Origin of the sequence: Flavobacterium geliluteum (assembly GCF_017948595.1) — a bacterium.
Classification (GTDB): domain Bacteria; phylum Bacteroidota; class Bacteroidia; order Flavobacteriales; family Flavobacteriaceae; genus Flavobacterium; species Flavobacterium flavipigmentatum.
The window spans coordinates 19,565-31,992 of record NZ_JAGFBV010000010.1 but is presented as its reverse complement, the minus strand read 5'-3'; the positions used below and the strand labels follow the sequence as shown (position 1 = coordinate 31,992).

Below are 12,428 nucleotides of genomic sequence, written 5' to 3'. Positions count from 1 at the left end.
TACTATTACACAGCGATTGGCTATTCATTAGAGTTTATATTTCTGACAAAAAGGCAAAAGAAACAGCCACAGATTAGAAAGATTAAAAGGATTATTTAAATCGGTTTGAATGTTTTAATCTGTGGAAAAATGTAAAACAGCAGTTTCACAAAGTTGGGCTACTATTACAAATCGAATGACTATTCATTAGAATTTATATTTCTCACCAAAAGGCAAAAGAAACAGCCACAGATTTGAAAGATTAAAAGGACTATTTAAATCGGTGTGAAAGTTTTTATCTGTGGAAAAATGTAAAACAGCAGTTTCACAAAGTTGGGCTACTATTACACAACGATTGGCTATTCATTAGAGTTTATATTTCTAACCAAAAGGCAAAAGAAACAGCCATAGATTAGAAAGATTATAATGATTTTTTAAATCGGTGTGAATCTTTTTAATCTGTGGCAAAAAACCAAACCCTTTGTACCTCTGCACCTCTGCACCTCTGTACCTTAGTACCTTAGTACCTCAGAAGCTTAAAAAAAACCTACTCCCTCTTAATCTCGTGCCCCACAAATTCCTTTAAGGCAGCAAACATATCATCTACCGAAAGTACTTCGGTGTCAGGGTGCGATTTCAGGAAGTGGGCATTTAAGGTAACGAGATTCTCTTCTAATTCGAAAAAAGTATCGTTGTTTAATAAATCCCTGGTTGGGTTTACGCCTTCGAGTTTCCCTTTTAAGAATTTGTCAATTTTTACACTACTGAGCAAGCGCACTCGCTTGGCCTGGGTTTGAAATAATTCCAGATGTTTTTCGGCACCAATGAGTGCCAGACCTTCTTCGATCAATTCATTCAACTCTTTGTTCCAACGGGAATTATAAACAAATTGCGAAAAATTGCCTTCGGTATATTGAGACGTATAATAATCTAAATAATAACTCATCAAAGCATCCTCGTGAATCAGATCGTCGTCTATTTTTTCCTCGCGCATGAGATTAATCACCGAAATATTTGAATTGACAACGTCTTGCGGGTTTTCACTGTTTCCTGCCGTCTCTGAAATTATTATTCTTCCAAATTCCATATCCTTTTGTATTTAAATTTTGTATTGCAAATTTCAATTAAATAATCATACCATCATCACCTTTTGTTTGGTATTAATAGCATTTTATATTTAGAATAAAATCTCTGACTTTTATCTACAAAAAAACGGGAAGTACTTAAAAGCACTTCCCGTTTGAAACATCCTAATGCAAATCAGGACGATGGTTTATTAGCTAATATTACTTATGATATACAGCAATAATACCATTAGCATCTTTCAATTTTAACTCTTTCAGCGTAAGGTTTACGATATCAGAAGTTTTTGTAACGCCATCAATAACAACTGTTAAGTTATTATGAGATCTCGAATAAATTCCTGATGCTGTTGTAAGGGCACAAGCACTTACGGTAGAATCATAATCTCCTGTAATCGCTGTGTTATCTATCTTAAGATTAAGGTAATCTCTGTCACATCCGCTAGTGTTTTGCGGTGCATCAATTAATGTTTCTACACCATTGATGGTGGTTCCTACCTGCACAATCTCCCATTTCCCTTCAATAGGAGCCAATGTTTCTCCTTCGTTGTCATCATTACTGCAAGATGTGGCGAATAATCCGATGCTTAGTGCTAAGGCGAGTACGATACGTTTAGTGTTCATGTCTAATTTTTTTAAATTAATTTGTTTGATTTGTATGCGATTATAATACGGCTAAATTACTCTCGATACCTGTCAGAAATGTTACACAAAATCGAGTATCATTTACATAATTACAGGGATTGTGCCCATTAATTTCGGGGAGTTGTAACCAAAGCAGTGGTAGCAGTCTCTTTCTGTAAAGATTAAATTATTCATAAACAAATACTTATCCTTTGAACGCTTTAAAATAAATATTATAATTTCGGTTAATTCTTACAAGTAATTTTTTATATTTAAAAATTAATTCTTAATGTACAACCGATAATTTTTAGAAATCATGTCAATAGAAAATCTAAACGCCGTGCATTATACGGCAGAAGAAAAAAACACCTCGATTAGCAGTCTTACGACCTTAGAAAACACTTTAAATAGTAAATTCAAGAATCTTTCGCCAGAAGAAAGAGTACGATTTGGGAGCGTTCACGAGCAAAACAAACTTTTTGTAAACAAAGTAAAAGACTTTAGACACAGTCAGGCAGGATTAAGCAGCCCCGATGTAGATTGGGCAGCGTTTCAGGAAGATGTAGCTTCGCGAGAATACTTGCAAAGTATGATTGCCCGTCTGGAAAGCCTGACCCAGAGCCTAAAAAACAACAAAATACTGCACGACTACGATTGCTACCACATGGCACTCACCGATTATGATTACACCAAATACAAAGTGAACACCAAACAAGCAGGTTATGAAGTAAAAATAAAAGAATTATCTCAGTTTTTTACCCGAAGCAAAAGCGCACCCACCCCAATCAAGCCAGAAGAACCTACCGAATAAACCATCTGAACCCCATACAAGACCTCTTGAAAGCCAAACTTCAAGAGGTTTTTTTATGCCAAACCGTTAGGACAAGAATAGCAAAGCTTACAAAACCATCCAATGGGGTTCTGGCAAGCATCGTTGCGGTTGCGACAAACATCAGTGGGGTTACAACAAGCATTAATGGGGTTACAACAAGCATCGATTAGGTTACCATAAACATCATTGGCGTTCAGACAAGCATCAATTGGGTTTAGACAAACATCGATAAAGCTATAGCAAACATCATTAGGGTTCTGACAAGCATCGATGGGGTTTTGACAAGCATCATTGAGGTTCAGAACCTCAAATTTTAGGTCTGGAACCCCAATCATAGGGTTCGGAACCGGAACGTTGGGGTCTGGAACCGCATCAATGGGGTTCGGAACCCCAAATTTTAGGTTCGGAACCCCGTCGTTGGGGTTGAGAACCCCACAACTTCTATTCAGAACCCCATGAGATAGGTTCAGAACCCCACTGTTGTATCATTCGATACCAATTGTGGCTGTTAAAACATAACTGCTCGTATGCAAAACTCCTTTTATGAAGTTTAAAGAAGCAGTATTCAAAGAAACAACCTCTCTGGGTTCTGGTTTTCTTTCTAATAATGATAATCAGATTAGACCTAACAGGTTTTAAAACCTGTTAGGTCTGCCAAAGATTAAAGGTTCAATGCTTACTTCCCATTCAATACTAAAAATATAACATCCAGACCTTTTAGTACTATATCAAAAGATTTAGATATTCAGTCGCTTGCTTACAAGCTACCGCAAAAAAAATGGCCAGAATTTCTTCTGACCATTTTTTGCTTTTCAGCGGTATTTCTTTTTTATAATGGTATGCCTACGACTCTACCTCTTCTACTTCTGCATCGGTATCAATGTCAATATCATCAAAGCTTTCGCCCATTACTACCACAGGTTCTGGCTTGGATGCTTTTATGGCATTGAATCTTTCTAGTTGCTCGGTTTCGCCTTCTTCTCCACTAAAATAAGGAAAAACATCCATAATCGGAGACTCCGAAATGGCAGGGATACTGTATTCTCCCATCGTGTTTTTCATGACCTCAAGTGTATTATCAAAAGCTTCTCTCACATCATTGGCCTGCACGAGCATGTACATATTCGATTTGCGTTCTTTACCACTTTCTTCGTCATAGGCCAGCAACGAAATTTTGGACTTGAACCAACGGTCGGCATTCTCAAAAGGATGGATCTCGGCGTAATTGGCTACTTTGATATTGGTGATTTTAAATTCTTCACTGATATAAGCGGCCATTTCTTCGTTGATGCGGCTTTCGGCTTCGGTATACGATACGGCATCTACCAAATACGGTTCTGTTAGCACCTTTTGTCCACCGGTTTCATCTGTTTTTCTATATTTTACTTTGCATTCGTACCAAGTTGCGCTCATCTTTATTTATTTTTAAGGATGCCAAAGATAGATTTTACAGCAAAAATAACCCTATGATTATCCAAATAGATATTCACAATTTCTATCAAAGCAAAGAGTAGGCGATTACTAGCTTGCATTTGTGGTTTAAAACCTTCTTTTGTCCAAAACAATACACTGATTGTAAAAAATGTAACATAATGATAGCGTTGTCTTGACCTTAGAAAAACAATAAAAACACATTTTTTTAAGCTTCAGTTGCCAAACAAGTAGTAACTTTATTCGCTCAAAAGATCAAATATAAAAAGTTACGCAATGCAAAAAAGAACACTATTAGAATATTATGTACTAGATGTATTCTCGAATACCAGTTACAAAGGCAATCCTTTGGCGGTTGTTTTTACCGAAGGCAACCTGGCATTAGAGGTGTATCAGAATATTGCCAGGGAATTTGGTTATTCTGAAACTTCTTTTATTTATTACTCTTATGAACATAAGGCATTGCGCGTGCGTTCGTTTACTTCTGTAGGCATCGAGATTGATGGTGCAGGACACAATTTACTGGGTGCCGTTTGTGGTGCGTTGCTCAAAAAGATGCCCATCTTTGCGCAACAACAAGAGCACAATCATTTTGTGATCATGAAAAATGACCCAACGCCATTGACCGTAAAATTTGATCCCATTACCAATGATCCTATCGTGCAAATGCATCAAAAACCTGCTATTATCAAGCAGGAAATACCAACTTATAAAATTGCGGTGGCACTTGGTCTGAAGATTGAAGACCTGGACAGCAACGATTATGTCCCGACGATAGTAAAAACAGAGGTGGCACATATTATGGTACCGATAAAAAATAGCCAGTTGCTTAACGACTGTTTACCTGACAACAAGCTTTTGATCGAAATTTCGAAAGAATATCAGTTTGAAGGATTTTATTGTTTTGCGATCACCAAAGAAGATGAGGATCACATTGCCGAAGCGCGCTTTTTTAATCCGTCAATAGGTGTCAATGAAGATCCTGCAACCGGCACCGCAGCCGGCCCGTTGATTGGTTATCTGACACAAAAAAAATATGCCAAGCCTAATAAAGAATATAAAATTTTGCAAGGTGTAAAACTAAAACACCCCTCGATTATAGAAGTCCTTAACCGAGATTATGATATTTTGGTGGGAGGTTCGTCTGTCATCACGATGCAGGGCGAATTGTATGTCTAAAATAAAGAAGCTGCATTGGTAAAATGCAGCTTCTTTGTTATCTAATCAATCGAAGCAGAAAAAAATCTCTTAGTTTTTAATCTCTTTTTCTAGTATAAGCGGTTTGGGCTCAGGCGGAATTCGTTTCTTTAAGAATAAAATTTGCCCCAAATGACTTGACTGATGCTCCATTACATGAAACCAGCAATATTGATTGGTCCAGTCATAACTTTTTTGAACTTCTACAAACCAATTGTCATCACGTTTCTTGAGTTCGGCAATAGTAGTTGCTCTTACCTCGTTATAAATATCGAGATAATACTGCACACTATGCCCTTTAAATTCGTCTCTTCCTCCCTGCTCCAAGTTCAAAGCCGTGTTCCACTTTTTCTTTTCTTCTTCATTAAAACCTCTGTTTTCAAAAGTAAAGACCTGATAATATTTTTCGGCGGCAGCCAAATGCATGATTAAAGCTCCAATTCGGTTTGCTTGTGCATCATGCAGGTAATCGATTTCATACGGACTCATATTTTTGACTGTTCTCTCTACACGATCTTTAAGATCTTCAAGCATCGAGATCATGTCGGCAATTTTTGGCGATGCTCCTTCTACATTGCCAATTCTTCCGTCTTGTTTGGCTTTGATGCCTGTTCCTTCGATCAATAAAGCATAACTACCATCTGCACTCGATTTATCCGAAGTCACTTTATATTCTTTGACTTTAACTATTTTATCTTTAGTAGTTCCGAAACTCCATTTCGGAATGTCTCCGTTTTTTACAGGTGTTTCAAAGCTTGAATTTAAAATCGTCAAAGGTTCAAAAACTCCTTTATCATTTTCTATAAGTACCACAAATTTATCAAAGTAAAACTTTCCGTTAAACAAACACAATCCGCCAAAACTTAACGATTTGCTGTTTTGATCAATAGTGCCTTCTACCGTGTACGATTGCCACTCTTTTGCTTTAACTGGCCTGTCGCCCATATTGTCAAAGAAACCGTCTTCTTCATTTTTAGTATCTACTCTCGCCCAAACTCCTGCCCAGGCAAGCGGTTCATTGGTTTCTACTTTGACAGAAGCAATGACTTTAAATTTTTTCTTTACAGAAGATTGAATGTCTATCGTTTGATTGAAAGACGTCCAATCACTTGAAATTACCTTTTGCGTCTGGGCCCAAACCGAAACAAAACTGAAACACAGCAATAGCATCACTACTTTTCTCATTTCTTATAATTTTAAAATTTTTCGTAAATATAATATTGTTTTTTTAACGAAAAAACTTATTATTATTTAATAATCATTTCGAAAGAAGCATAAAAAAAGCCACATTAAAAATGCAGCTTCTTTGTTATATTATGAAAAACGATTTTTATTAGTTCGTCTTCATCGGAGGCAAATCAAACGCGATAGAATCGTGTTCGAAGTTATTGCGGTGTCCGCCATCGCAAAAAGGTTTGTTGGCCGATAATCCGCAACGGCATAGACCTAATGCAGCTCTTCCTTGCAGTCCGTAAACGTTTCCTTCTGGATCCATGATTTCGAAATCGCCTTCTATTTTGATCGATCCGTTTTTATTGATGATAAGTTTTGTCTTGCTCATAATGTTTCTTTGTTTTTTACTTGGCAAAGGTTGCAAATAAATTGGGAAGATTTTGTTTGAAAGGCTAGTTTAAATTGGTTCTATTTAGAAAAACGTCTTTCAATTCTAATTTTATTGATTATCTGGTAGGTTGTCTTTTATTTTCTGATTCATTTGGGCGACTAAAGCTTTCAAACGCAAGGCACTTTCTTTTTTTTCTTCCTGAAGTTTAGCCTTTTTTCGATTGAGTAATTTCGTGTGTAAAGCTTTGTTTTTTGTGTTTTTTTCGGGTCCTTTTGCCATGATTTTCAACAGTAATGATTGCGTTTGCAAATATAGCGGTTTTGTTGTTTTATGTCACTAAGTGTAGCTGAGAGGTTTTGGAAACTTGTCAGGTTTTAAAACAAACAATCTTGTCCTTCCGAGGAACGAGGAATCTTGGTTAGTAACTCGACAATTTTGGACATTTGTTGTGTGCGCTTCTTGCGAAGATTCCTCGTTCCTCGGAAGGACAAACAACACGACAAACACTCTTATGAAAAGGAGTGTCCTAGCCCCGATAGAAGTGAAAATCCTTTTTGTTTTTTCTTTAAAAACAAAAAGATTGCAACGGATAGCGGGATTAGCTCCTGAAAAAACGTACCATAATTCGCCAAGAAACAAACAATCTTGTCATTCCGAGGAACGAGGAATCTCCGTTAGTAACTCGACAATTTTTGACATTTGTTGTGTTCCCTTTTCGCGAAGATTCCTCGTTCCTCGGAATGACAAACCGGGAGGGGTTTCTTGTGCAAATTTCTCGTTCCTCGGAAGGACAAACAACACGACAAACACTCTTATGAAAAGGAGTCTCCTAGCCCCGATAGCAGTGAAAATCCTTTTTGTTTTTTCTTTAAAAACAAAAAGATTGCAACGGATAGCGGGATTAGCTCCTGAAAAAACCTACGTCGAAGCATCGGGACTCAATTCTATTGCTTATTTTTGCACTCAATAAAATTGAGTTATGATACAGAATCCTAAAAGATATACTATTACAGCAGCATTGCCTTACACCAACGGACCTATTCATATTGGGCATTTGGCGGGGGTTTACGTGCCTGCAGATATCTATTCGAGATATTTACGTTTGCAAGGAAAAGATGTTGCGTTTATTTGCGGAAGCGACGAACACGGAGTTGCAATTTCGATGAAAGCAAAAAAAGAAGGAGTAACGCCACAAGAAATTATTGATAAATATGACGGAATTATTCGCAAATCGTTTATTGATTTCGGTATTTCGTTTGATAATTATTCTCGAACTTCGGCTAAGATACATCATGATACGGCTTCAGAATTCTTTAGAACATTATATGATAACGGAGATTTTATTGAAGAAATAACCGAACAATTGTATGATGCGAAAGCAGATCAGTTTTTGGCCGATCGTTTTGTGGTAGGAACGTGTCCGAAATGTGGCAACGAAGAAGCGTACGGAGATCAGTGCGAAAAATGCGGATCGACTTTGAATGCGACCGATTTGATCAATCCGAAATCGACGATTACGGGAGAAGTACCGATCTTAAAATCGACCAAACACTGGTTTTTGCCTCTTGACAGATACACTGATTTCCTGACAGAATGGATTTTAGTTGGACATAAAAACGACTGGAAACCGAATGTATACGGACAAGTAAAATCTTGGGTTGATGGCGGTCTGGAACCTCGTGCGGTAACGCGTGACCTTGACTGGGGAATTGATGTTCCGGTTGAAGGTGCCGAAGGCAAGAAATTATATGTTTGGTTTGATGCGCCAATTGGGTACATCTCTTCTACAAAAGAATGGGCGCTGCGCGAAGGAAAAGATTGGGAGCCGTACTGGAAAGATGAAGATACCAAACTGGTACACTTTATCGGGAAAGACAATATTGTTTTTCACTGTATCATTTTTCCTGCGATGCTAAAAGCCGAAGGAAGCTATATTTTGCCCGACAATGTGCCTGCAAATGAGTTTTTGAATTTGGAAGGAAACAAACTTTCGACTTCTAAAAACTGGGCAGTTTGGCTGCACGAATATTTAGAAGATTTTCCGGAGAAACAGGATGTTTTGCGTTATGCGTTAACATCAAACGCGCCGGAAACTAAGGATAATGATTTTACCTGGAAAGATTTTCAGGCGAGAAACAACAACGAATTGGTGGCTGTTTTTGGCAATTTTATTAATCGTGTCGTGGTTTTGACCAATAAATATTACGAAGGATTTGTGCCAACACCGAATGAATTATCTGAGGTTGACGAAAATACTTTGGCAGAATTAAAAGCGTATCCAGCCGTGATTTCGAGTTCGGTTGAGCGTTATAGATTTCGTGAAGCTTTGGGCGAATTGATGAATGTGGCTCGTTTAGGAAACAAATATTTGGCAGACGAAGAACCTTGGAAAGTGATTAAAGACAATCCGGAGCGCGTAAAAACCCAAATGTATGTGGCGTTGCAAATCGCTGCTGCGTTGAGCGTTTTGGCTGAGCCGTTTTTGCCTTTTACTGCGACTAAATTGTCCAAAATCTTAAAAAATGAAGGCAAACTGAAATGGAATGATGTTACTGATACTTCAGAATTGATTCTGGATGGTCACCAAATTGGCGAAGCAGAGTTGCTTTTTGCAAAAATAGAAGACGAAGAAATACAAAAACAAATAGATAAATTGGAAGCTACAAAAACCGCCAATATTGCCGAAAACAAAAAAGCAGAACCACAGAAAGACTTGATTCAGTATGAGGATTTTGCCAAAATGGATTTACGTGTGGGAACTATCATCGAAGCCGAAAAAATGCATAAAGCCAACAAACTTCTGGTACTAAAAATCGACACCGGAATTGATGTTCGCACAATCGTTTCAGGTATTGCCGAAAGTTTTTCTCCAGAAGAAATCATTGGTAAACGTGTTACGGTTCTGGTCAACTTAGCGCCAAGAGCGTTACGGGGAGTTGAAAGCCAAGGAATGATCCTGATGACAACCAATGCCGAAGGCAAACTGGTTTTTGTAAACCCAGATGCTGATGCACCGAATGGTGAAACGATAAATTAAGGTTTAATTCTTATATAAAATTGCGTGAATTGATTAATATTATTAATTGATTCACGTTTTTTGTTTTTAAATCATTCGCTTTGTGAGTTATATTTGAAAAATAACACAAGGTCAAAAAACACAAAAATGAAACTCACCAAACCAAGATTAGCCTTAATCTGCGGGATACTTTGTATTTCGATTTTTCCGATATTGATAAAACTTCGTTTGGCTCCGGGATTGATTTCGGCTTTTTATCGAATGACTTTTGCGGTGATTTTACTTTTGCCTTATGTGCTTCTGACCAAAAATTTTACACTTCCAAAACCAAAAATCATATTGCTGGCAGCACTTTGCGGCATCTTATTTTCTTCGGATGTTGCCGTTTGGAATATTGCAATTCAAGATTCTACCGCAACTCAGGCTTCGCTACTGACCAATTTAGCGCCCGTGTGGGTTGGGATCGGTTCGTTTTTCTTTTTGAAAGTAAGACCTGCCGTCAATTTCTGGATCGGGACTATTGTTTCTTTATTTGGAATGATCACTTTGGTAGGTTTTGGCTTTTTTATAGAAATGAATTTTAATCAAGCGTTTCTGTTTGCCATTTTATCGGGTATTTTGTATTCGATATATCTTTTGGTGAGCAAAAAAGTAGTTTCAGAAACAGATGTCTTGTCTTTTATGACAATCAGTTTGCTCACTTCGAGTCTCTATTTAGGAATTCTTTGTTATGCCTTAAACGAACCTTTTACAGGATTTTCAAACACGGGCTGGCTAGTCTTAGTGCTTCAGGCAATCATTTGTCAGCTGTGCGCCTGGATTTCGATCAGTTACGCAACACAACACATGCGCGCGACAAGAGTTTCGCTAAGTTTATTGAGTCAGGCTGTAATTACCTCGATTTTGGCTTGGTTGTTTTTGGAAGAACAAATAACTTTACAGATGATTTTTGGCGGAATGATTTTGCTTTTCGGAATAAGAATTACGTTTTACGATAAAACCATTTCTTTAAAGACGTTATTCTATAAAAATTAGGATTGAAAGTTTGCACACGAATTTACCCAGATTGATTGTAATTCCTGATAAAAGTTTCACGCAGATTTTGCAGATTAAGCGGATCTTTTTTGGAAAATCTTTAAAATTATTTAATCTGTGGCAAAAAATTAATGCAATGCGTAAATTCGTGGCGAAAAAGATTCCACGGAAATTGAGCAGATTAAGCAGCTTTTTTTGAGAAATCTTTGAAATCATCTTAATCTGTGGTGAAAAAATTCGTGTAATTCGTGGCAAAAAACCTGAAACAAAAAAACTTGAAACAAAAACATTATGTTACATAAAAACAAAATACCCCACTTAAAAGTAATTGCATTTGATGCCGATGACACTTTGTTTGTAAACGAACCTTACTTTCAGGAAACCGAACATAAATTTTGTGCTTTGATGGAAGATTATTTGTCACATCAAGGCATTTCACAGGAATTATTTAAAATCGAAATCGAAAATTTATCTCTGTACGGATATGGAATCAAAGGATATATTTTGTCAATGATTGAAGCGGCAATGAATATTTCGAACAATACAATTCCGCTTGAAGTCATTGCAAAAATCATTCAATACGGAAAAGAATTACTCGAAAAACCGATCGAACTTTTAGATGGCGTTGAAGAAACTTTGCAAGCTCTGCACGGAAAATACAAATTGGTTGTTGCCACAAAAGGCGACTTAAAAGATCAGCAAAGTAAATTACATCGTTCTGGTTTGGGGCATTATTTTCATCATATCGAGGTGATGTCTGACAAGCAGCAAATTGATTATAAAAAACTACTTGGCCGTTTAGACATTCAGGCGCACGAATTTTTGATGATTGGCAACTCGCTTAAATCAGATGTTTTACCCGTTTTAGAAATCGGCGGTTATGCGGTTCACATTCCGTTTCACACCACTTGGGAACACGAAAAAATAAGTCATAAAGTAGAGCACGAACATTTTAGCTCTTTCGAAAAAATCACTGAAGTCCTGAACAATTTGAAGTAATGAAAACAATTTTAGATTTAGAAAACTGGAACAGAAAAGAGCATTTTAAGCATTTCAGCCAAATGGAAGAGCCTTTTTTTGGCGCAACCGTAACCATTGATTGTACAACGGCTTATCAAAACGCAAAAAAACTCAACACCTCATTTTTTATTTATTATTTGCACAAAACTTTGGTAGCGGTAAATACTATTGAAAATTTTAAATACCGAATTTCTGATGATAAAATTTACATCAACGGACGTGTTGATGCTTCGGCCACCATTGGTCGTGAAGACGGAACTTTTGGTTTTTCTTTAATGGAATACCATCCTGATTTTAAAATTTTCGAACAAAATGCTTTGGCCGAAATTGAACGTATTCAGAATACAACAGGAATTTTTACGCGCGAGTTTAAAGACGATAACGTGATTCATTTTTCTGCTATTCCGTGGTTAAATTTTACTTCGCTTTCTCATGCAAGAAGTTTTACTTATCCTGATAGTTGTCCGAAAATTTCGTTTGGAAAAATGATAAGCTCCGATAACGGAAAAAGATCAATCGCCATGTCTGTACATGTGCATCACGGTTTGATGGATGGTTTACATGTGGGGAAATTTGTCGATTGTTTTCAGGATTTGATGAATCATCCGTTAGAAAAATAAATGTTAAAATTATGGAATGATTTTTGAA

General features: G+C 37.1%; 12 protein-coding genes. 6 read left to right on the top strand and 6 right to left on the bottom strand.

Annotation, left to right across the window (positions count from 1 at the left end; all coding sequences use genetic code 11):
- Window positions 1-526: 526 nt before the first annotated feature.
- Window positions 527-1,066 carry a DMP19 family protein gene (locus J3495_RS07875; RefSeq protein WP_210666011.1) on the bottom strand — a complete coding sequence of 180 codons (540 nt, stop codon included), beginning with the start codon at window positions 1,064-1,066 and terminating at the stop codon, window positions 527-529.
- Between the two features lie 199 nt (window positions 1,067-1,265).
- The gene (locus J3495_RS07870; protein ID WP_210666010.1) at window positions 1,266-1,685 is read right to left on the bottom strand and encodes a lipocalin family protein; all 420 of its coding nucleotides are present in this window, start codon (window positions 1,683-1,685) and stop codon (window positions 1,266-1,268) included.
- A 316-nt stretch (window positions 1,686-2,001) separates the two neighbouring features.
- Here J3495_RS07870 and J3495_RS07865 point away from each other — a divergent pair, with 316 nt between their 5' ends.
- Window positions 2,002-2,496 (top strand): hypothetical protein, encoded by a 495-nt coding sequence (locus tag J3495_RS07865; protein ID WP_210666009.1) that lies wholly within the window; start codon window positions 2,002-2,004, stop codon window positions 2,494-2,496.
- An 864-nt stretch (window positions 2,497-3,360) separates the two neighbouring features.
- On the opposite strand, the gene J3495_RS07860 is transcribed toward J3495_RS07865, so the two are convergent.
- Window positions 3,361-3,930, bottom strand: coding sequence for a DUF4494 domain-containing protein (locus J3495_RS07860; protein WP_210666008.1), 570 nt, complete (start codon window positions 3,928-3,930; stop codon window positions 3,361-3,363).
- Window positions 3,931-4,224: 294 nt separating this feature from the next.
- Between J3495_RS07860 and J3495_RS07855 the strand changes: the two genes are divergently transcribed.
- The gene (locus J3495_RS07855) at window positions 4,225-5,127 is read left to right on the top strand and encodes a PhzF family phenazine biosynthesis protein (protein ID WP_210666007.1); all 903 of its coding nucleotides are present in this window, start codon (window positions 4,225-4,227) and stop codon (window positions 5,125-5,127) included.
- A 69-nt stretch (window positions 5,128-5,196) separates the two neighbouring features.
- Here the strand turns inward: J3495_RS07855 and J3495_RS07850 are convergent, their stop codons facing one another.
- From J3495_RS07850 to J3495_RS07840, 3 genes are all read right to left on the bottom strand, one after another.
- Window positions 5,197-6,330, bottom strand: a complete 1,134-nt coding sequence (locus J3495_RS07850) for a DinB family protein (RefSeq protein ID WP_210666006.1) — start codon at window positions 6,328-6,330, stop codon at window positions 5,197-5,199.
- A gap of 148 nt (window positions 6,331-6,478) precedes the next feature.
- The gene (locus J3495_RS07845) at window positions 6,479-6,706 is read right to left on the bottom strand and encodes a CDGSH iron-sulfur domain-containing protein (RefSeq protein ID WP_210666005.1); all 228 of its coding nucleotides are present in this window, start codon (window positions 6,704-6,706) and stop codon (window positions 6,479-6,481) included.
- Window positions 6,707-6,817: 111 nt separating this feature from the next.
- Window positions 6,818-7,018, bottom strand: coding sequence for a hypothetical protein (locus tag J3495_RS07840; RefSeq protein WP_210666087.1), 201 nt, complete (start codon window positions 7,016-7,018; stop codon window positions 6,818-6,820).
- 670 nt (window positions 7,019-7,688) lie between these two features.
- Here J3495_RS07840 and metG point away from each other — a divergent pair.
- The 4 genes from metG to J3495_RS07820 all read left to right on the top strand — a co-directional run bounded on the left by metG (window position 7,689) and on the right by J3495_RS07820 (window position 12,400).
- Window positions 7,689-9,746 (top strand): methionine--tRNA ligase, encoded by a 2,058-nt coding sequence (gene metG / locus J3495_RS07835; RefSeq protein WP_210666004.1) that lies wholly within the window; start codon window positions 7,689-7,691, stop codon window positions 9,744-9,746.
- 126 nt (window positions 9,747-9,872) lie between these two features.
- On the top strand, window positions 9,873-10,760 hold the full coding sequence (locus J3495_RS07830) for a DMT family transporter (RefSeq protein ID WP_210666003.1): 888 nt from the start codon (window positions 9,873-9,875) through the stop codon (window positions 10,758-10,760).
- A gap of 291 nt (window positions 10,761-11,051) precedes the next feature.
- Window positions 11,052-11,759 carry an HAD family hydrolase gene (locus J3495_RS07825; protein ID WP_210666002.1) on the top strand — a complete coding sequence of 236 codons (708 nt, stop codon included), beginning with the start codon at window positions 11,052-11,054 and terminating at the stop codon, window positions 11,757-11,759.
- Window positions 11,759-12,400, top strand: coding sequence for a chloramphenicol acetyltransferase (locus J3495_RS07820; RefSeq protein WP_210666001.1), 642 nt, complete (start codon window positions 11,759-11,761; stop codon window positions 12,398-12,400). Before J3495_RS07825 ends, J3495_RS07820 begins: the two co-directional genes overlap by 1 nt.
- Window positions 12,401-12,428: the final 28 nt, after the last annotated feature.